We start from the raw sequence: 20542 nt of genomic DNA, 5'->3' as shown, positions 1-20542 counted from the left end.
GTCGATTGAATCACTTAGCGGGAAATCCTCACGTTAAGCTTCAATTTTGGCGATGGTGGATTCACGTGCAAAAACAGCGAAATGCCTAGTTTGCTTAATAAATTCGATACACCTTGCCAAAGGCAATTAGAATTTGTTAACCATTTGGTGGCAGCCTGCAAATCAGGCAACGTCTGGATCCGCATCGCGCGAGGCAATGTTTTACCGGTTCGCGGGCGGCAAAGGGGATAATTATGCGGGTTCTACTGATTGAAGACGACAGCGCGACAGCGCAGAGCATTGAACTGATGCTGAAGTCGGAAAGCTTTAACGTTTACACGACCGACCTCGGTGAGGAAGGCGTGGACCTTGGCAAGCTTTACGACTACGACATTATTCTTCTCGACCTTAACCTCCCCGACATGTCGGGTTACGAGGTGCTGAGAACGCTTCGGCTTTCCAAGGTCAAGACGCCTATCCTCATCCTGTCCGGCATGGCCGGCATTGAGGACAAGGTTCGCGGCCTCGGCTTTGGCGCAGACGATTACATGACGAAGCCGTTCCACAAGGACGAGCTTGTTGCCCGCATTCACGCAATCGTCCGCCGTTCCAAGGGCCATGCGCAGTCGGTCATCTCCACCGGCGAGCTGATCGTCAATCTCGATGCCAAGACGGTTGAAGTGGGCGGCCAGCGCGTTCACCTGACCGGCAAGGAATATCAGATGCTTGAGCTGCTTTCGCTGCGCAAGGGCACGACGCTGACCAAGGAAATGTTCCTGAACCACCTTTATGGCGGCATGGACGAGCCGGAACTGAAGATCATCGACGTCTTCATCTGCAAGCTGCGCAAGAAGCTGGCAAACGCCGCCGGCGGCGCGAACTACATCGAAACCGTCTGGGGCCGCGGTTATGTTCTGCGCGAGCCGGATGGCTCGACGGAATATCTCGAAACCGCCTGATTCCTGCTGGAACAGGGCTGTTTTAAAAGACCCGCTGGAAACGGCGGGTTTTTTGTTGACTGCGGGTCGCGGCAGGTCGGCAACGGCGTCCCGCTCAGGCGGAGGCGCGAGAGGACAATAAATGACGGACACAATCCCCACCCTCGTGACAAATCGCCTTAACCTTCGCCAACCGCGACTGGACGATTTCCCGGCCTATCGTGATTTCATGGCGTCACCGCGCTCCACCGGCGTCGCCGGACCGCATGATCTTGCCGCCGCATGGGCCATGTTCTGTCAGGACAGGGCATTGTGGTCGTTCTTCGGTCACGGCGCGCTGATGATCGATCTCGCCGAGAGCGGCGAATGCATCGGTCAGGTCGGCATCAATCACGGCCCCCTCTATCCCGAGAAGGAACTGGGCTGGCTGCTTTACGACGGTCATGAAGGCAGGGGTTATGCGGCGGAAGCCGCAACGGCGCTGCGGGACTGGGCCTTCGATACGCTGAAGCTTCCAACCCTCGTCAGCTATGTCAGCGCAGGCAACCGCCAATCCGCCGCCGTTGCGGAGCGAATCGGCGGGGTGCTGGACACTGCCGCGCCGCGCCCGCTGCCATCCGATCTGGTCTATCGCCATGATGTGCAAAGGGATCGGCATGCAAGGACGTGATCGATAGAGCCGCATTTATGCGGCCCGTCTTTATTTTAAAGCGTCACGCAGAAAGGTCGTGACTGCACCACGGATCTCCTGATGCAGTGCCGCCCTGTCTCTTCCGCCACCGCTGCGGCATATGAATGCTTCATCGGGCGATTCTTCCAGCAGGCGTTTTTCGCCATCTTCCTTGCATATCTGCATGAAACTCAAATGGGTGGCGTCCGGTATCACATGATAGGTGGTCGTCGCCTTTGGCAGAAGAGCGGCGACACGGTCTGAATCGGCTTTGATCGCCGCAATCTCCGGCGTTTCCACGCCAGCGGCCATCACCAGAACCGGAACGTCCACCTGTCGCAACGTCTCAGGCAAAAAGCCCGCCGCCGGGCCCAGATCAAGCGAAACGACAGCGCGAATACGGTTATCATACCTGCTCATTGAGAGGCGCGGATCGGCCTTTCCACCACCAATAATTCCCACCTTGCTTAAGAGCCGGTTGGCTTTGCATTGCGGCGGCAGCGGCGTCACATCGCAACCTTCAAGAGCAAGATCGGCACTATATCTTGCGCCTGCGAGTTCCATCGCGGTCCAGCCGCCAAGCGAATGGCCGATGACTGCGATGCGCCGACTGTCGATGAGCCCGGCAAGCGCCTCATCTTTGAGGAGCGCTGTCAGGACCGTACTGATGGCGCGTGGCCTTTCCCAAAGTGCCACCACCTCGTTTCCCTTCTGCGCCTCGAAATCTTCGCCAGCATGATCGGGTGCGGCGACGACATAACCATCATGCACCAGTTCACCCGCAAGCCAGTTGAGGTTGCGCCAGCTGCCGCCGTAACCATGAGACAGCAGCACAAGCGGGTGAGAACCCGGGGCACGGGAGGCGTCCCGGAGAACATCAAGCCCGAAAAATATGGCGTTCTCGCCGACAGTCTCCGCTTTCCCGGAAGACGTGGTTGGATACCACATTGAAACTGCGAGAGTTTTTCCGCCTTGATCAGCCGGCAACTCAATCTGTTTGAAACCTATGGCCTCTTTGGCGGTCACGCTTGCGGTCAGCGCGAAAAGGAGCATTGCTAGTGTCAGTATGCGCATGTTTGTCTCTCCGTTGGTCTGGACGGAGAAAAGATTGGCTTATCCGATTGCTGTAGAGACCTTGAACGCGCTCGTCGTCGTGCTCGATCGTGATCGAGGCCGTCGCGGCAACGGCCAGGTTCACGTGACGGATCAGATCGCTGCAAGCTGCTGGAGATGGCCTGTCATGCCGACACCCTCCCCGCCCGAATTCACCGTATCGAAGTAGTCGTGCCAGCCGCTCTCGGCGGTTGCCTCCACTACTATGAGTCAAAGCCCTTTGTCCGTGCTTTGGACGTCGTGGAGTTAGGGTGTCCTGATCCGCTCGAAAAGCCGCACGGGGCTTTCCCGGAAGGTCGTCTCCCGGAAAGGGCGGAAGCCGAAGCGGGTGGCGATTGCGAGGGAGGGTACGTTGAGCGGATCGATCATGCACACGATCCGGTTCGATATGCCCTGCGTGTCGAACCAGCCAAGCGCGGCCTGCACGGCTTCGCTTGCCACGCCCTTGCCCGTCAGATCCCTGTCGATCTTCCACATGGCCTCCGGTGCGGTGTCGAAATCCGCGCCATGTCCGCGGCGCATATGGGCGAGACCCACCTCGCCAACGATTCGTCCCGTGGACAGTTCCTCGACCACGAAAGGCCCGAAACCGAAGACGGACCAGTGGCCGATGAAACGCAAAAGCCGCGCGAAAGCGAGTTCGGGATCGAGCGGCGCTATTGAGTTCACTCCCGGAATGGGTTGAACGGCCGCGCTCCAGAAAGCGCAATAACGCGCTTCGTCCTCGATGGCATGCGGCCGAAGACAAAGACGCGCGGTTTCGACACGAATCATGAGACCTCCCCTGGAAACGAAAAAGGGCCGGGCGCTGGCAAAACCGGCCCGACCCCTGATGGCATCACTGTCGCATTGAAACGATCACGCCGCGATCGTCTTTGCCGTGAAGACGATACGATCGTCATGCACCTTGTATTCCACCGTCATATTGGCCTCCTCGGCCAGAAGCAGCGTGTAATAGGGCTGAACGGAATGGGCGTCGACCGCCTCTTCCAGCCTGCCCTCGTAGATTTCCACGAACTTGCCCGGCACGCGCATCATCCGGCCCTTGACGGTGATTTCGAACTTGGCGTCGCCATCGGGGTTTTCAAGCAGCACATCCACATTGCCACCGCGCGGTATCGCGCCATAGGCCACGAGGAAGAGGTTGAGCAGAAGCTTGACGCGGTTCTTGGCAACGATGGCGCGCGGGCCGTTCCAGCTGACTTCCGCCTTCTTTTCGGCCTCTGCAAAATCCTTGGCGGCCTTTTCGGCCTCGCCGGTATCGATCGACGCGCCGGCGGAACCGGAAGCACCGAAAGCAAGGCGGGCGAACTTCAGCCGCACGGATGCGTTAAGGGCTGACGTGCGGATGAGATCGAGCGCATCGTCATCCGTGCCGCCCTCGTCCAGCAGTTCGAGGCCGTTATTGATGGCGCCGACAGGCGAAATCACATCATGGCACACACGGCTGCACAGAAGGGCCGCCAGATCGGGACCGGACAGCGTGATATTGAGTTTGCTGGTCATAAAATTCTCTCCTGCGCAAGGGAGGCGCGGACGGTGTGGAAATTGTTAAGCCATAATGACACCATATTTGGTAAACCGATTGTTAATAGGATGGTTTCAAAATGCCAAATGCCTTAACAGGCCACACTGGAGCCCCGTGTATCCGCCAGGATGCGCGAAACATGCTGTAGAACTTTGACTCTGCGCGTCGGCCCTTTCGAAAAACCGATTCGGATTTTCGAACCGACGCGCTAACGAAACAGACGGACGGACATGACGATGCGCCTTAAGAAAACCCGCACCATTGCACGCCTCGGACTGGGAAAGATCGTCGCGCTCCTCGCGAGCCTGCTGATATGGGTCGCACCGGCCGCGGCCCAGAACAGCGATCAATATTCTTTCCAGGAAGTCGTGGATGCAGGCCACGGATTCTTCGGCGAAACCACCGGCGGCCTTGCCAAGGTGGTGGAGCGCGCCTTCCAGCAATACGGTCTTCCGAACGGTTACATTCTCGGCCAGGAGGGCTCCGGCGCCTTCGTTGCCGGCCTCACCTATGGCGAGGGCACGCTTTACACCAAGAATGCCGGCCAGCACCCCGTCTTCTGGCAGGGACCGTCGCTCGGCCTCGATTACGGCGGCCAGGGCACCCGCGCCATGATGCTGGTTTACAATCTGCCCTCGGTTGATTCGCTCTATCGCCGTTACGGCGGCGTCAGCGGCTCCGCTTTCATCGTCGCCGGCGTCGGCATGACCTATCTGAAAAGCAGCGAAGTCACGCTCGCCCCCATCCGCACCGGCATCGGCGCACGCCTCGGCATCAATGTCGGTTACCTGAAGCTCACCCAGCAGCCGACCTGGAACCCCTTCTGATTCGCTGAGGTCTAACCGGAGCTAACGGTGGTCTATAGGATGAGGCATTGCGGCAGCTTTCTTCTCCCCGCCGGGGAGAAGGTGGCCCGAAGGGTCGGATGAGCGGGCAACCTTGCCGTATCTCATAACCCTCGCCCCCTCACACCGCTGCCGCGGACCTCTCCCCCTCGGGGAGAAGAAACAAGCGGCAAGGTCCCGCCCACGAATTGCCAAAGGGAAACCCCTCCCCACGGTTGCAATAATAGCGTAACGTGTTTTCGCGCCCCTCTTTCCGAATGCGCGCGTATCTGAGTTTCGGAGACTGTAAAGCGTGATCGAATATGCCATTCTCTTCGGATTGGGTTTTCTCACCGCAACCCTGCTGGCCCTGTTGATCGCACCCGCGATCCACCGCCGCATCGTCGCTTATACGGAAAACCGCATACGCGCGACAGTGCCCATCAGCCCGCAGGAAGTCCGCGCCCAGAAGGACATGGCGCGTGCGCTCTACGCCGCCGAAAACGCCAAGGTCCGCCAGGAACTGGAAACGGAGCGGGAAAAGAACACCTCGCTACGCCTCGCCAACGAGGCCGCTTCCAGCGATGCCTATCGCCTCGGCGAGCAGAACCGCAGCTTTTCCCTGAAGATCGAAGAGCTGACGCTGGAGATCGGCGAATTGCGCGCCGCACTTGACGCCAGCGAAGAGCGCGCCGGCATCATCCAGGCCAACCTCCTGCAGCAGGAGCAGGCTGCCAATGAGCGCGCCAGCCAGATGTCCGATCTCACCGCCCGCCTCACCAACCTGACGCGCGAACTTGATGATTCGAAAATCCTCGCCGCCACCCGCGATCTCGAAGCCGAACAGGCCAAACAAAGCGCCACACGCTTCCGAAAGGAAGGCGAGACCGTCACCCGCGAGCTTCAGGATATCGCCAGCCGCAACCGGGAAGCGATGGAAGCCGTGGCGCGCGAAAGCCGCAAGGTAACGAGGCTTGAGGAGCAACTGGCCAGCACCATCGCCAAAAACGCCGACCTCGACACGATGCTGACCCTGCGCAACCAGGAGGTCGCGCGCCTCAAGGAACAGTTGGCCGCAACCGGCGGCCGCAGCAACGACATGATCATCCGCCTGCCGAACCCCGCCGTTCCCGCCGAAAAGCCGGTTGAGCGGCGGCAAGCCGCAGCGCCGGCCCCTGCCGCCACGCTCGAAACCGCGCCCACCATCGAGACGGACGCACAACAGACGGCAGCCCCAGAGGATGCCGCCCCCGCCTTCCCGCAGGAGGAGCCGAGCGCACAGCCGGGCGCATTGGCACCGGAAGGTTTGGAACAGGAAATCGAGGATATCCGCAATCAGGGCACCGCGCTCACCGAGCGCCTGTTGAATGTGCGTGGTACCGGTAATGACGAGCCCATCCGCCGCGAAATCGCGAGGATCGCCGCCGAAATGATCGCGCTGACAGCCGCGCAGGAGGGTGAGGCATCGCCTATTCCGGGGCTGCTGGCCAAGGCGTCTGGTTCATCGGGGCGGGAGAGCCTTGCGAAGCGGGCGAAGATGGTGATGGAAAAGCGGAAGCGTTAGGTACTCGGTGTATGCCGCTTCACCCCCCTCTGCCCTGCCGGGCATCTCCCCCACAGGTGGGGAGATCGATATGCGGCAAGGTTTTGCCCATCTCAACGTTAGAGAATGAAGTGGCGATATCGCGTCTTGCCGATCTCCCTCCTTGTGGGGGAGATGTCCGGCAGGACAGAGGGGGGTAAACCCCACCCACCAAGGCAAGCGTAAACTTTATCCGCAAAGATGGCGTTAAGCACTCCTCACACCCGCCCGATCACCCCCGCCATCTGATAAAGCGCCAGCCCGGAAGCCGTCCCCGCATTCAAGCTATCCAGCTGCGGCGACTGCGCAATCCGCGCCGTATGAAACCGCGACAGCACCGATTGCGGCAACCCCTCGCCTTCCGTGCCGATGACGAGCGCCATGCGTTCAGCGCGGGGAATATCGCGGATTTCGGTCTCGCCACCGGGTGAAAGGCTCCAGATCGCAAAACCGGCTGCCGCGAGCCGCTCCAGCATCTCCACTGCCCCGCCGCCGCGATGATAGGGAACCGACAGCACCGACCCCACGGAAACCCGCAGCGCCTTGCGATAGAGCGGGTCGCAGCACGTCTCGTCCAGCAGCACCGCATCGGCATAAAAGGCTGCGGCGTTGCGAAACATCGCGCCGAGATTATCGTGGTTGGAAATGCCGCAGCCAACGAGCACCAGGGAGGACGCAGGAAGTGCTGCAATCATCTCTTCCAGGCCGTCATCGCGCACCCGCCGCCCGAGCGCCAGAATGCCGCGATGCAGGTGGAAACCGACGATACCATCCAGCACCGGCGCTTCGGCCACATAAACGGGCACATCTTCGGGGAAATCGGAAAGAATATCCGCGACGCCGGAAAGCCGGTTGCGCAGAATCAGGATGCTCTCCGCAGCAAAGGCCCCACCCGCCTTGTGGGCGGCGGCCAGCATGCGCAGCACCACCGTACCTTCGGCGATGAAACGCCCCTGCCGGCCGGTGAGATCACGCTCGCGAATATCGCGAAAGGCGGCAATGCGCGGATCGGCCGGGTCGTCGATCGAGATCAGCGCCCGGCCATCCAGCAGGTTATTGACCTCACTGGCCATCAACAGTCACGTCGGCCAGGAACCGGCCGCTGGCGACGTTGAAGACCAGCGCCTTGCGCGTGCCGTTGGCCAGCCGGCCGTAAAACAGCATGTCACCGCCGGAATAGCTGACATTGTCGATCGTGAAGCCCTGCGGCAGGCTGGCGGTGACGGCCATCGGGCCACTACCAGTGGGAACGGCGAGGTTCGGCGCTTCCGTCTGCGTCTGAACGGCCTTCGACGGCCCCATCGCCTTGTAGACAACCGCACCGAAGACAGCCATAAGGCTGATAAACATCACGGAGCCCGACACGATCTGCAAACGGATCATCTTGCGGCGAACTTTTTCCATGGCCGGATCAAGCGGCTTGTCTTCCTGTTCGTCTTGCTCGATCTGCGTCATCGGGTTCCCTGAAATGCTGATGGATCGGAAAAATAAGAATGAACGACCCCTTTAAACAAGGCGGAGACGCAAGGAAAGTCCTGATTGCCGGGGAAGACGCCGAAGGCCGCCTCGATTCCTGGCTGGCGGGCGAAGTGGGCAGCGACTTCTCCCGCAGTCGCCTGAAGGCGCTGATCGAACAGGGCGCGGTTTCCCTCAACGGCAAGCCGGTGACCGAGCCGAAAAAGAAGGTGCATCCCGGCGACCGTATCGAGATCGTCATGCCCGAGCCGGAAGACCCGGAACCCAAGGGCGAGGACATTCCCCTCAACGTGGAATATGAGGATGAAGACCTGATCGTGCTCGTCAAGCCCGCCGGCCTCGTCGTGCATCCCGGCGCCGGCAACTGGACGGGAACGCTGGTCAACGCCCTCATTCATCATTGCGGTGACAGCCTCTCCGGCATTGGCGGCGTCAAGCGCCCGGGCATCGTACACCGGCTGGACAAGGAAACGTCAGGTGTCATGGTCGTTGCGAAGAACGACAACGCCCACCGGCATCTGGCCGCACAATTTGCCGACCATGGCCGCACCGGGCCGCTGGAACGCGCCTACAAGGCCATCGTCTGGGGCCGCCCGCGCACGCTGCGTGGCACAATCGACGCAGCGCTCGGCCGCAGCGTCGACCGCACCAAACGCGCCGTCAAGCACGAGGATTCGGATGATGCCCGCGAGGCAATCACCCATTACGAGGTAGTCGAGCGTTATCACGAGCGGCCGGACGCCACCTGTCTCGCCTCGATGGTGGAATGCCGTCTCGAAACGGGCCGCACCCACCAGATCCGCGTGCACATGGCCCATATCGGCCACCCGCTGATCGGCGATCCCGAATATGGCGCGGCTTTCCGTACCAAGGCGAACCTTCTGGAAGAACCGGCAAAGGGCATCGTCGGGCGCTTTCCGCGCCAGGCACTTCATGCCTATCTGCTCGCTTTCGAACACCCTCGCACTGGTGAGGTGATGGAGTTCGAAACCGAGCTTCCAGAAGACATGGAAGCCTTGGTCGCCGCATTGCGTGCCTGAAAACGCCTGGCGCAGTTCCAAAAAACTGCGCCGCACATTTCGCCGGAAGCTTCGGATAACAAAAAAAGATTAGCGGAACGCGATATTCTGCCAACGGTCCTCTTCATAGACCGCCCCAATTTCGCTTTAATCCTCGCACCTCCTTTGCCTCGCAAAGCCTTGAACCGCCGCACGTTCGAACTGCCTTGAACGGAGCCGGCACGATGACGGGATCGCGTGCGCATGACGATTAAAGACCGCCGGTTTATATTCCAGGAGCTGCGCAGCGTCGAAGGTTACATCGACCCGCCGGATGCGCTCGTCTTCAAGGCACTTCTGCAGGCGCAGACGAAAAGCGCCCTTAGTGGCGGCATCGCGGAAATCGGCGTCTATTACGGTCGCTCCTATTTCCTGCTGCGCAAATTCGCGCAGAGCCAGGAAAAGGTGCTGGGCGTCGATCTTTTCGATCTGGACCCGCCGCAAGACGGCAGCCTCGACCAGTATGAACGCCTGATGGAAAACGGCCGCCGGCTGGGTTTCACAATGGATCGGAACCTCATCATCAAGGGCGACAGCACGCGGCTGACACCGGACGACATCACGTCCCGCATCGGTCCGGCACGCTTTTTCAGTGTTGATGGTGGCCATCACCTGCATCACGTGCTGGCCGATGCGAAACTGGCCATGGAGGTGATCGCGCCGCACGGCATCATCGTTTTCGATGACACCTTCAACCCCGCCTGGCCGGAAGTGACGGTGGGTGTCGCCGATTTCCTGCGCACCCACGGCCACAGCCTCGTTTGCTTCGGCATGACAAAATACAAGACCTATGTGTGCCATCGCGAATTTCACTCAATCTATGCTCAGGCCATTGCCATCGATCCGGACCTGCAGGCGCTTGCCCATGTCGAGACGCAGTTCCTCGGCGCGAAGGTGGTGCGTCTGCACAATCCGATGCGCAGACGGGTGATGTATGAGCTGATGGTGCGCTCCGGCCTTGGCGGTTTTTCGGAACGAATTTACCGCTCGAAAGTTAAACAGGTCAAAGAAGGGGTTGCCTCGACATAACGCATGTGTGAACGCAGCGTTCGCTTGAAACGCGGCGTGAGCGTACATATCTGTCACATGGGTTCGTGCGGGGTCGGTAACGACCCGCAGCTTACGGCGCGCCTCCGGCGGGTTATTCGCCGATCAAAGAGGGTGCCGTTCCAGACCATAGATAAGGGGGTGCTTTATGGCCCGCAATAGTTTGCCTACGATTACAGCCGGCGAAGCCGGTCTCAATAGATATCTCGACGAAATCCGCAAATTCCCGATGCTGGAGCCGCAGGAAGAGTACATGCTTGGCAAGCGTTATGCCGAGCATGGCGATCGCGACGCCGCGCACAAGCTCGTCACCAGCCATCTGCGTCTCGTGGCCAAGATCGCCATGGGCTATCGTGGTTACGGCCTGCCGATCGGCGAAGTCGTTTCCGAAGGCAATGTCGGCCTGATGCAGGCGGTGAAGAAATTCGATCCGGAACGCGGATTCCGTCTGGCCACCTATGCAATGTGGTGGATCAAGGCCTCGATCCAGGAATATATCCTGCGCTCGTGGTCGCTGGTGAAGATGGGCACAACTGCCAACCAGAAGCGTCTGTTCTTCAACCTGCGCCGTCTGAAGGGCCGCATCCAGGCCATCGACGATGGCGACCTGAAGCCGGAGCATGTCAAGGAAATCGCGACGAAGCTGCAGGTGTCGGAAGAAGAAGTCATCTCGATGAACCGCCGCCTGCATGGCGACGCATCGCTGAATGCGCCGATCAAGGCGTCCGAAGGCGAGTCCGGCCAATGGCAGGACTGGCTGGTGGATGACCATGACAGCCAGGAAGACGTGCTGATCGAGCAGGACGAACTGGAAACCCGCCGCCGCATGCTGGCGAAAGCCATGGGCGTGCTTAACGACCGCGAACGCCGCATCTTCGAGGCCCGCAGACTTGCCGAGGAGCCGGTGACGCTGGAAGAACTCTCCTCAGAGTTCGACATCAGCCGCGAGCGCGTTCGCCAGATCGAAGTCCGTGCCTTCGAGAAGGTGCAGGAAGCGGTGCAGAAGGAAGCGCTGGAAGCGGCGCGCGCCCTGCGCGTGGTGGATGCGTAAGACAGCCCGCTCATGACGCCAATGCGCTGACCATGAATCATCCTCGGCCTTCGGCCGGGGATTTTTTGTTGGTAAAAGGCGGGCGATAGGAAATGGTCTGCCTCTGAGACCGACGATAGTGCTGGAGGAAAACCGGTAGGAAAAATATCGATGCTTCAGAGGATGCCGCTTACCTCCCTCTGCCTGCCGGATATCTCCCCCACAGGTGGGGAGATCGGCAAGACGCGCTACCGCCGCTTTATCCTCGGCCGTTGAGTTGGTCGAGACCTCGCGGCATATCGATCTCCCTCCTTGTGTGGGAGATGCCCGGCAGGGCAGAGGGGGGTGAGCCGCACCCACCGACATCCCCGAAACCCATCACCTGACACAGCAAAGACACCGCCGTAGCCATGTAAAGAAAAGGGCGGCCTGAGCCGCCCTTTCAATCCTTATTGACCGCCCGTCGCCGGCGCTGATGCCGCCCATTCGCTGAGCGCCTTGTCGAAAGCGGCGATGCCGTCATTGCCCTTTTGCAGGGTCAGCAGCGCACGGCGGCCATTGCGGTAGGACACCGGAATATCGATCCAGTTGCGACTCTTCAGAAGCTCCAGATTGGTCTTCATCGCATCCGGGAAGTCGTTGAGCGCGATCATGTGGAAATCGTCGGTGATCTTGGCCGGAACCGCGATCAGCGCGTTGCCGCGATCCTGCTCGGTGCTCTTCATCGCAATACGCTGGACGCTGTCGATCGCGCCGCCCTCAAAGCCGGGCGAAACCGAGAAGACGATTTCGATCAGATGGCTCGCCGGCAGCGACGGATCGGTGTTGCGCTTGAAGGTGATCAGCGCGCTGAGGCCACGGCCGGGAACGGTAATCTGCCCCTGCACGGTGGGCGAAGGCTTGCCTTCGGCATCATTTTCCTGCTGCAGCGACCAGGACACGCTGCCCTGAATGGCGGTCGGAACCGTCTGGCCCAGCACTTCCTCATAAAGGAACATGCGGTCGCCGGAAGCCGCGGCGGCAGGTTGCTGTCCGGCAGGTGCGCCAGCCGGTGTGCCGGCAGGTGCACCTGTATTGCCGGCCGGGCTTTCGCCTGCCGGCGGAGGCGCAACATTCTGCTCGTAGACCGACTGACCTTCCGCCGTGACGGGCTGGCCGTTAGCGCCCGGCGCCTGGCCCTCGTCACGCTCGGTGCCATCGGCCAGAAGCCGCTGGGTGAACTTTGTGCCGGTAACCGAACCATCATCGCCATGCGACTGGTTCGGGTGGTTGTTTGGTGTGGCCGTCGGTTGCTGCTGGCCAGCCGCAGGCGGCTGCTGGGTTGCGGGCGGCGTGGTGGGCTGCGTCTGCGCCGTCTCCGGCGAAGATGTCTGGGTACCACCGTTCTGGGCAGAATTGACCAGCCCGCCGACCATGTCGTTCAGCGCATCGCGGTTCAGCCAGAAGGCATAACCACCGCCGGCAAGCAGCGCCACGCCCACAAGTGCCAGCACCACGGAGGCATAGTTGCGGCGCGGCTTCTTCTTGACCATGTAGGCAGGCGTTGCCGCAGCCGCGCCGAGGCCGGGCGTTTCATCCGAAGACTGGCGGGTGGTGGACGACGCGCCGTCGTAACCGATCAGCTCGTCCAGATCATCCCAGGGCGTACGCTCCCTGTTGTCCTTCGCCTGCGCCTGATCGCCGAAGGGATCGTTATCGGCACGCGGCAGGACGGGGGCGTCTTTGGCGGGAATGGCGATATCCGCATCCTGAAAATAGGACGAGAAATCTTCCACGACGGCCTTTTTCGGAGTGACCTCCTCGCTCTGTCGCTGCTCGGAAAACTCGTCGCGGGCGCCGAAAGCCGGAGTCTGGCCGAACCGCTGATCCGCATCGTCCCGCCTTTCGGGATCCAGCGTCACTTCCGGTTCCTGATAATGATGCGCGGGATAATCGGCAACGAGCGGATGCTCATCCGCCTCGGCGCGCCTGTCGGCATAATCGTCCGCCGCGCGCAGGTCCTCGTCCCGCGCCTCATCCAGCTTGCGCCAGTCATCTTCATCCACCGGCTGCGCCCAGTGGGCCGGAACGGACGCATCCTCTGCGAGCGGTGCGGTTTCGAATTCACGATCATGCTCGTCGGCCGAACGATAGGCCGGCTCTTCCTCCGCACGGGTGAAATAGGTTTGATGCACCTCGTCGGAAGCGACGGGCGATACCGGCGCCACGGGCGCGGGCGCCTCATAAAGCTCTTCCGGCTCGGCTTCGCCATGCTGTTCTACGCGCGGCTCTTCGTGTGGCTCAGCGTAAACCTGCTCATCCCGCTCGGCTACGGGCGTTTCACGGCCGGGTTCTTCTTCGGTGGCCTGCTCTTCGTAGACCGGCTCGCGCTCGTCGGCCTCGACGGGGGCGGGCTCTTCATAAACCTGCTCCTGCTCTTCGTGCGTAACAGGCTCGGCGGCATGCGCCGCGCGGTCGTCTTCTTCGATTTCGTGCTGGTGGTAAGGCGCAGCCGCGTCTTCCGCGACGGGGGAGAACGCGTCATCCTCCTCCAGCGCCGGAAGCGCCTCGGCATATTCGCTGTCCACTTCGGCAATGGCGGCGTCCAGCTTGGCGATCTGCCGGCGCAACAATTCTTCCGGCGGACGTGGCTTCATATTCTCGAGCTGGCGCACAACCGCACTGCGCGCCTTGTCGTAAACCTTCGCCCGGTTTTCGGGAGTATTGTTCGCCAAGCCATCCACGGCCTTGCGAATGACTGCTACAAAATCCGCCATAAGCACTTTCTCGTCGTGACCGGCGACGTACCGGCCCGATATGGTTTATGAATCTAGATCGCCGAGGACATTAATCCTCAAACGGATCAGTCACAAGTATGGTGTCGTCACGCTCGGGACTTGTCGACAGAAGCGCAACCGGCGCCCCGATCAGTTCCTCCACCTGCCGGACGTATTTGATTGCCTGAGCAGGCAAATCCGCCCATTTTCGGGCACCGACGGTAGATTCTTTCCAGCCTTCCAGCGTGATGTAGATCGGCTCCACACGCGCCTGCGCGCCCTGGCTGGCCGGAAGATGATCGATTTCCTGCCCGTCAAGCTTGTAGCCGACGCAGATTTTCAGCTCATCCAGACCGTCGAGAACGTCGAGCTTGGTCAGCGCAATGCCGGTAATGCCGTTGGTGGCGACCGACTGGCGCACCAGCGCGGCATCGAACCAGCCGCAACGGCGCTTGCGGCCCGTGACGGTGCCGAATTCATGACCCTTTTCACCCAGGAACTGACCGATTTCGTCATTGAGTTCGGTCGGGAACGGGCCTTCGCCAACGCGCGTGGTGTAAGCCTTGGTGATGCCGAGGATATAACCCAGCGAACCAGGACCCATGCCCGAACCGGCAGCGGCCTGGCCGGCAACCGTGTTGGAAGAGGTCACATAGGGATAGGTGCCGTGGTCGATATCGAGCAGCGAACCCTGCGCGCCTTCAAACAGGATGCGGGCACCGGCGCGGCGCTTCTTGTCGAGCAGCAGCCACACGGTTTCGCTGAACGGCAGGATGCGCTCGGCAATCGAGCCCAGCTCTTCCATGATCGTTTCATGCGAGACTTCGGCCGCACCGAAGCCGCGACGAAGCGCGTTGTGATGCGTCAGGATGCGATCGACCTTGGCGGAAAGCGCCTCCATGTCGGCGAGATCCATAACGCGGATAGCGCGGCGGCCGACCTTGTCTTCGTAAGCCGGGCCGATGCCACGGCGTGTGGTGCCGATCTTGGTGCCGCTGTTGGAGGCGGCGTCCTCGCGCATGCCGTCCAATTCACGGTGCAGCGACAGAATGAGCGTGGCATTGTCGGCGATACGCAGGTTTTCCGGGGTAACCTTGACGCCCTGCGCTTCCAGACGGCCGATTTCGGCGATCAGCGCATGCGGGTCGACGACGACGCCATTGCCGATGACGGCGAGCTTGCCGGGACGCACGACGCCGGACGGCAGGAGCGAAAGCTTGTAGCTGACACCATCAATGACAAGCGTGTGGCCGGCATTGTGACCGCCCTGGTACCGCACGACGACATCTGCCCGCTCGGACAGCCAGTCAACAATCTTGCCTTTGCCTTCGTCGCCCCATTGCGAGCCGACCACCACAACATTCGTCATTTCTTGCTTTCCTGCTCATGGCGCTTGCACGCCCGATAACCCGATGGGAAACCCAAACCCGCGAATGTATACTGTGTTGTTTTACGGAAAGCGACCCTGTTTCTTATGGAGAATTTTGCTTTTTCCGTGACAAGCCGCGGATTTCCCGCATTATCTCGCCCCGTGGGCGGCCAAGCGCGGGTGCAAGGCCGCCGCTCACCCCTCACCGTTTTCCCGCCCTTATGAAGAAGCGAAACATCAGCGTGCCTTCGAAAGCCTATATCGCCCTCATCATCGCCACGCTCTGCTGGGGCGGCAACACCGTTGCCGGCAAGCTCGCCGTCGGCCACATCAGCCCCATGGCCTTCACCTTCCTGCGCTGGGTCTTCGCCGTCGCCATCATATTTGCCATTTCAGTGCCGCAGTTGATCAAGGACTGGCCGGTGGTGAAAAAACGCCTGCCCTATTTTTTCGTGCTCGGCAGCGTCGGTTACACGGCCTTCAACGTATTTCTCTACACCGCCCTGCAGCACACCTCGGCCATCAATGCCGCCGTCATACAGGCCGGCATTCCCATGGTCATTTTTGTTCTGAACTTCATCCTGTTCCGTACCCGGGTGCTGTTCGGCCAGATCGCCGGTTTCTGCCTGACCATTGCAGGCGTGGCGCTGCTCGCCTCGCATGGCGATCCGGTCTCGCTGCTGCAACTGGAAATGAATGTCGGCGACGCCGTCATGCTGCTCGCCGTGCTGGTTTATGCCATCTACACGGTCATCCTGCGCTGGAAACCCACGGTCGACTGGCGGACACTGATGGCCATCCCCGCCTTGTTCGCACTGCTTACGTCGGTACCGCTGGTCTTCTGGGAAATGTCGCGCGACAGCGTCGTCTGGCCGGATCAGAAGGGCTGGGTGCTGGTGGTCTATGCCGCCATTTTTGCGTCGCTCATCGCACAGATCCTCTACATCAAGGGCGTGGAACAGATCGGCGCCAATCGCGCCGGCCTGTTCATCAATCTGGTGCCGGTTTTCGGCACGTTGCTGTCGGTCGTCGTGCTCAGTGAGACCCTGCACACCTACCAGATCGCAGCGCTCATCATGGCGCTGGCCGGCATTGCCGTGGCGGAACGAAAAAAATCGCCGGCTTCCTGAACCCACAGGGTCAGAAAACCGGCGCAGTCTGGCAGGCATGAAAGGATGGGTTTAAAGCGCGGTTTCGCGCTCGACCGGAGAAAGGGCGGCATTGCCAAGGACGATATCGCCCTTATCGGTGGTGACGATCAGCACTTTTTCGAGCGATCCGTCATTGTTCAGCGAAAAGGCAAGGCGCAACGCACTGGAAGACCAGCCAGCGCCGGCAAGGGCGGCGCGCTTGATCGCGGCGCAGTCACCGCAATCCCCAAGGTTTGCAGAAGGCGTTGCCGGAAGATCGGTTGCGAGACCGGAAAAATAATCGTCGAGCGAGCCCATGGTGGTGTTCACATCGCGGTCGACGCGCAACAGTTCCTCACGTCGCTCGGCCGTCAGCGGCGCCGCGATGGTCGAAACGCATTGACCTGCGGAAAGGACGCAGCCATCGAAACCATCAGGTGCGGAAACACCAATCTGCGTAACGGCGGACCTCTCGACGGCGGCAAAACCGCGGGCAAAACCGGCAGCGCCAGCCGCGTCGGCATGGTTGGACATGGAAGCAACGGCAATTCCGCAGATGGCGGCAGCAATAATCTTCTTCAGCATTTTCATACCCCGTTTTGCGATCCGCCGGCTTGTGCCGGTCTCGATTTAGTGGTGGAGCGTCTCTTTCAAGGGACGTTCTCCGTCTGTGATCCCACAATGGCACAACACTGTTTTCAGCCGCTTTAAGCCGATTGCTACAATTTTACCGGTTTTCATTTTTGTACAGCGGGCGCGATTTATGAACATGCGCCGGTATCGTCGCCGCGGATTCCGCGGCAACGTCGGGAAGAGAAAAAAAGGGGCCGCATCGCTGCGGGGTATCAAAGGGTGGTAGAGGGTTTTGCAAACGATGCAGCCCCTGCTTCAAACACATGGCCCGCCCGCCAAACCGGTTCCTGTTTGGAGGATGGGCATATGCCGGCCGCCTTGACCGTGACATCGGGAAACTCCCCGGTTTAGGCCGCCTGCCCCGCCCATCCTGCGCCGCGCGCACGCCTGATGACCGGTATGGGCAAAGTATAGTCTGGCTGGCAGCACCGGGGACGCGCGGGGATGACGCATTCTGAAAAAAGGCGCCGGGAGGTGGTTTCGCCCCATCCCGGCCACAGGAATTTTCAGCGGGTTAACGCCCGCCCGATCGGCGGCATTTGAATTAACCTTGTCTTAAAACCCGACGTTAATGGTTAGCAATTTAAGAATAACGGAACGAAAGGGTTCCGTTATGCGTGGCGTATTTGCCGTTGTTTTCCTGATGCTCGTTCTCGCCGGCTGCGCCACCGCACCGTCGCAGGTGACCAATGCCTGTGCGATTTTCGAGCAGCGCAACGGCATCTTCAACAATTGGCGGCGTGATGCGAAAGCGGCAGAACGAGAGTTCGGCGTGCCCGTGCCTGTCATGATGGCGACGATCTATACCGAATCCGCCTTCCGCCCTTATGCGCGGCCTCCGCGCACCAAGCTGCTGGGCTTCATTCCCTGGAAACGGCAATCGACGGCCTATGGCTACGCCCAGGCACTCGACGGCACATGGAGTGTTTACCAGCGAGAAACCGGCCGCTGGTCGGCAAGCCGTACCGATTTCACCGATGCCATCCACTTCGTCGGCTGGTATCACGCCAAGAGCCGCCGCGAAAACGGCATTGCACTGAACGATCCCTATAACCTCTACCTTGCCTATTATTCCGGCCATGCCGGTTATGCGAAGGGAAGCTGGCGCAACAATTCAGCCGTCCAGAAGGCTGCCCGCCGCTCCGCCAACATGGCGTTGCGTTACGAGGCGCAGTTGCAGCAGTGCGGGTATCGTTGAGGCTGGGCGGGACGAGGCTGGTCTAGGGATTACTTGACGGAGCAGTAAATCCCTCCTCCGTCATCCTCGGGCTTGACCCGAGGATGACCTTGAGTTTGGGCGAATGCACATCATCCGCGCCCCGTCACCCCGGACTAGATCCGGGGTCCAGTGCGATCAAGTCCTTGATCGCGAAAGACTCTTTTCACGGCACAGACGCGCCGTGGCTGGATGCCGGGTCAAGCCCGGCATGACGGAAGACAGCATCACTCCCCGTAAACCGAGAGAAATTCCCGCACGGCATCAATCTCGCTGGAGCGAATTTCATGCCCGCCCGGATGCCATACCGTCTCCACGGCTCCACCCTGCGCCTTCAGGCTCTGTTCCAGCGCCTTGGTCAGCGGCACCGGGCAGATCGGATCGCGCTCACCCGCCGTGATCAACACCCGGCGCGTGGCTTTGGCAGGGGAAATCTTCGGCTCGAACGGGATGAGCGGATGCATCAGCACTGCGGCATCGAAAAGCCCGGGCTGTTCGATCAGCACATTGGCGAGAATATTTGCGCCATTGGAAAAGCCGAGACCGATGACCGGACCGGCCTGATATTGCTCCCGGTTGGCCTTGACGAAATCGGCAAGCTTCCCGGTAGCCCGGGCAAGATCGGCCATGTCGTACACGCCCTCGCCGGTGCGGCGGAAAAACCGCGCCGCGCCGTGTTCGGAGACATCACCGACAGGCGAGAGGATGGTTGCCTGCGGCAGGAGACGCGAGCCGAAATCGAAGAACTGGTTTTCATCACCGCCAGTGCCGTGCAGCAGGACGAAAAGCGGTGCACCGACAGCACCGGCGCGGGACTTGTGGAAATAGCTGTCCTTGGTCATCGAAAAATCCTTTCTGGAAGGAGAGGTTCAGTGGCATCCACGCGGCTTTTTCAGCCGAACGGAACATTCCCATGTGGAGCAAGCGCCGCTTGTTTCTTCTCCCCGAGGGGAGAAGTCCGCGGCAGCCGAATGAGGGGGCGAGGGTGCGGTCTATCGCTGGCGTTGCCCCCTCATCCGTCCCTTCGGGCCACCTTCTCCCCGCCGGGGAGAAGAAAGACGCGGCAACATCCTGCCAAAAGCCATCGAGCGATTACGCGGCCTTCTCATCCCCCAGCGGCTCCAGATGCTCTTCCAGCACGGAGCGCAGATGCGCATGCTGGGTCGGCAGCTTCAGCGCCTCGCCGAGATGGGCGGTGTCCTCGTCGCGGTCGAAACCCGGCTCGTTGGTGGCAACTTCAAACAGCACGCCGCCCGGCGTGCGGAAATAGATCGCCCAGAAATAATCGCGGTCGATGACGGGTGTCACCTGATAACCGGTGTCCATCAGCGCCTTGCGCACCTCCAGCTGCTTTTCGCGGTTTTCGACCGCAAAGGCGATGTGGTGCACGGAGCCAGCACCCAGCCGCGCGCCTGATATATTCGGCATGGTTTCGATGTCGATGACATCGGCACCGTTGCCGCCGGGCATACCAAGGCGCAATACGCCGTCCTGACGGTCGACTTCCTGATAACCCATGAATTTCAGGAGCTCGGCCGTCGCACCTTCATCGCGAAGTCGCAGCGACGCACCCTGAAAACCATGGATCGCCTGATCCTGACCAACACCATTGCCGATCCACTGCGCACGGTTGTCATCCCTGACCTCGACCAGCGCAAAACCGTCACCATCGGGGCCTGCGAAATGCAGGCGCTTGTTTCCAAAGGCTTCGTCGGCCTTCAGGCCATCCACGCCGGCCTTCGAAAGACGCTCCTGCCAGTAGCCGAGCGACCCGTCCGGTACGGAAAACAGCGTTGTGCCCACTTCGCCGGTGCCGGGACGGCCGCGGGCGATATGTGGAAACGGGAAATAGGTCATGACAGAGCCGGGCGTGCCGACTTCATCGCCATAATAGAGATGATAGACATCAGGCGCGTCGAAATTGACCGTCTTCTTTACCCGGCGCAGGCCGAGCGTATCGGTGAAAAAACTGTTGTTCTGGCGCGCGCTCGCCGCCATGGATGTGACGTGGTGCAGGCCCTTGATCTGGTTGAGCATGATAAACCCCTTCTTGCCTGGCGGGCCGCATGGTTGGGCCCGTCCTTTTCATGGCGTAAAGATGGGGTAACAGTGCTCTCGGGCATAGAGTGGACAACGGGAACGGATTGTTCCCGAATGGTGAACGATAAAACCGACTGTTCAACGACCGATGAG

The 20542-nt window shown here is 60.6% G+C and carries 20 protein-coding genes; 9 read left to right on the top strand and 11 right to left on the bottom strand.

Annotated features, from left to right (window positions below):
* Window positions 1-233 precede the first annotated feature (233 nt).
* The gene (ctrA, locus tag K7A42_RS01470) at window positions 234-938 is read left to right on the top strand and encodes a response regulator transcription factor CtrA (protein WP_004443365.1); all 705 of its coding nucleotides are present in this window, start codon (window positions 234-236) and stop codon (window positions 936-938) included.
* A gap of 121 nt (window positions 939-1059) precedes the next feature.
* Window positions 1060-1587, top strand: coding sequence for a GNAT family N-acetyltransferase (locus K7A42_RS01465; RefSeq protein WP_282454688.1), 528 nt, complete (start codon window positions 1060-1062; stop codon window positions 1585-1587).
* 30 nt (window positions 1588-1617) lie between these two features.
* Here the strand turns inward: K7A42_RS01465 and K7A42_RS01460 are convergent, their stop codons facing one another.
* The 4 genes from K7A42_RS01460 to chpT all read right to left on the bottom strand — a co-directional run bounded on the left by K7A42_RS01460 (window position 1618) and on the right by chpT (window position 4206).
* Window positions 1618-2661, bottom strand: a complete 1044-nt coding sequence (locus K7A42_RS01460) for an alpha/beta hydrolase family protein (RefSeq protein WP_282454687.1) — start codon at window positions 2659-2661, stop codon at window positions 1618-1620.
* A gap of 132 nt (window positions 2662-2793) precedes the next feature.
* Window positions 2794-2856 carry a hypothetical protein gene (locus K7A42_RS26025; protein ID WP_312942747.1) on the bottom strand — a complete coding sequence of 21 codons (63 nt, stop codon included), beginning with the start codon at window positions 2854-2856 and terminating at the stop codon, window positions 2794-2796.
* 90 nt (window positions 2857-2946) lie between these two features.
* On the bottom strand, window positions 2947-3474 hold the full coding sequence (locus tag K7A42_RS01450; protein ID WP_006700334.1) for a GNAT family N-acetyltransferase: 528 nt from the start codon (window positions 3472-3474) through the stop codon (window positions 2947-2949).
* A gap of 84 nt (window positions 3475-3558) precedes the next feature.
* Window positions 3559-4206, bottom strand: coding sequence for a histidine phosphotransferase ChpT (gene chpT / locus K7A42_RS01445; protein ID WP_004443377.1), 648 nt, complete (start codon window positions 4204-4206; stop codon window positions 3559-3561).
* Between the two features lie 252 nt (window positions 4207-4458).
* Here chpT and K7A42_RS01440 point away from each other — a divergent pair, with 252 nt between their 5' ends.
* Both K7A42_RS01440 and K7A42_RS01435 read left to right on the top strand, forming a co-directional pair.
* On the top strand, window positions 4459-5055 hold the full coding sequence (locus K7A42_RS01440) for a DUF1134 domain-containing protein (protein ID WP_004443378.1): 597 nt from the start codon (window positions 4459-4461) through the stop codon (window positions 5053-5055).
* A gap of 310 nt (window positions 5056-5365) precedes the next feature.
* Window positions 5366-6616, top strand: coding sequence for a hypothetical protein (locus K7A42_RS01435; RefSeq protein ID WP_282454686.1), 1251 nt, complete (start codon window positions 5366-5368; stop codon window positions 6614-6616).
* A 236-nt stretch (window positions 6617-6852) separates the two neighbouring features.
* Here the strand turns inward: K7A42_RS01435 and K7A42_RS01430 are convergent, their stop codons facing one another.
* Both K7A42_RS01430 and K7A42_RS01425 read right to left on the bottom strand, forming a co-directional pair.
* Window positions 6853-7707 carry a TrmH family RNA methyltransferase gene (locus K7A42_RS01430; RefSeq protein ID WP_006700333.1) on the bottom strand — a complete coding sequence of 285 codons (855 nt, stop codon included), beginning with the start codon at window positions 7705-7707 and terminating at the stop codon, window positions 6853-6855.
* Window positions 7697-8089 carry a hypothetical protein gene (locus K7A42_RS01425; protein ID WP_004443384.1) on the bottom strand — a complete coding sequence of 131 codons (393 nt, stop codon included), beginning with the start codon at window positions 8087-8089 and terminating at the stop codon, window positions 7697-7699. The genes K7A42_RS01430 and K7A42_RS01425 overlap by 11 nt, the downstream gene beginning before the upstream one ends.
* A gap of 38 nt (window positions 8090-8127) precedes the next feature.
* Between K7A42_RS01425 and K7A42_RS01420 the strand changes: the two genes are divergently transcribed.
* From K7A42_RS01420 to rpoH, 3 genes are all read left to right on the top strand, one after another.
* Complete coding sequence (locus K7A42_RS01420) at window positions 8128-9150, top strand: RluA family pseudouridine synthase (RefSeq protein WP_113380773.1); 1023 nt, start codon at window positions 8128-8130, stop codon at window positions 9148-9150.
* A gap of 222 nt (window positions 9151-9372) precedes the next feature.
* Window positions 9373-10197, top strand: coding sequence for a class I SAM-dependent methyltransferase (locus K7A42_RS01415; RefSeq protein WP_282454685.1), 825 nt, complete (start codon window positions 9373-9375; stop codon window positions 10195-10197).
* Window positions 10198-10363: 166 nt separating this feature from the next.
* Window positions 10364-11266: an RNA polymerase sigma factor RpoH gene (gene rpoH / locus K7A42_RS01410; RefSeq protein WP_004443393.1), complete on the top strand. Its 903-nt coding sequence runs from the start codon at window positions 10364-10366 to the stop codon at window positions 11264-11266.
* Between the two features lie 428 nt (window positions 11267-11694).
* On the opposite strand, the gene K7A42_RS01405 is transcribed toward rpoH, so the two are convergent.
* Both K7A42_RS01405 and K7A42_RS01400 read right to left on the bottom strand, forming a co-directional pair.
* Window positions 11695-14001 (bottom strand): hypothetical protein, encoded by a 2307-nt coding sequence (locus K7A42_RS01405; protein WP_282454684.1) that lies wholly within the window; start codon window positions 13999-14001, stop codon window positions 11695-11697.
* 70 nt (window positions 14002-14071) lie between these two features.
* Window positions 14072-15370 (bottom strand): adenylosuccinate synthase, encoded by a 1299-nt coding sequence (locus K7A42_RS01400; RefSeq protein ID WP_004443399.1) that lies wholly within the window; start codon window positions 15368-15370, stop codon window positions 14072-14074.
* 242 nt (window positions 15371-15612) lie between these two features.
* Here K7A42_RS01400 and K7A42_RS01395 point away from each other — a divergent pair, with 242 nt between their 5' ends.
* On the top strand, window positions 15613-16500 hold the full coding sequence (locus K7A42_RS01395; protein ID WP_172874167.1) for a DMT family transporter: 888 nt from the start codon (window positions 15613-15615) through the stop codon (window positions 16498-16500).
* Window positions 16501-16551: 51 nt separating this feature from the next.
* Here K7A42_RS01395 and K7A42_RS01390 read toward each other — a convergent pair whose 3' ends face one another.
* The gene (locus K7A42_RS01390) at window positions 16552-17085 is read right to left on the bottom strand and encodes a transglutaminase-like cysteine peptidase (RefSeq protein WP_282454683.1); all 534 of its coding nucleotides are present in this window, start codon (window positions 17083-17085) and stop codon (window positions 16552-16554) included.
* Window positions 17086-17746: 661 nt separating this feature from the next.
* Between K7A42_RS01390 and K7A42_RS01385 the strand changes: the two genes are divergently transcribed.
* The gene (locus tag K7A42_RS01385) at window positions 17747-18331 is read left to right on the top strand and encodes a transglycosylase SLT domain-containing protein (RefSeq protein ID WP_004443407.1); all 585 of its coding nucleotides are present in this window, start codon (window positions 17747-17749) and stop codon (window positions 18329-18331) included.
* Between the two features lie 245 nt (window positions 18332-18576).
* Here the strand turns inward: K7A42_RS01385 and K7A42_RS01380 are convergent, their stop codons facing one another.
* Together K7A42_RS01380 and K7A42_RS01375 are read right to left on the bottom strand one after the other, a co-directional pair.
* On the bottom strand, window positions 18577-19191 hold the full coding sequence (locus K7A42_RS01380) for an alpha/beta hydrolase (protein WP_022556824.1): 615 nt from the start codon (window positions 19189-19191) through the stop codon (window positions 18577-18579).
* A 250-nt stretch (window positions 19192-19441) separates the two neighbouring features.
* Entirely contained in the window at window positions 19442-20386 is a 945-nt protein-coding gene (locus tag K7A42_RS01375) for a VOC family protein (protein ID WP_006700433.1), read from the bottom strand.
* Window positions 20387-20542: the final 156 nt, after the last annotated feature.

This window comes from Agrobacterium sp. InxBP2 (assembly GCF_026191755.1).
GTDB classification, from domain to species: Bacteria; Pseudomonadota; Alphaproteobacteria; order Rhizobiales; family Rhizobiaceae; genus Agrobacterium; species Agrobacterium pusense.
Note: the sequence above shows the minus strand (reverse complement) of the source record. Positions and strands in the feature narration are given on the sequence as shown.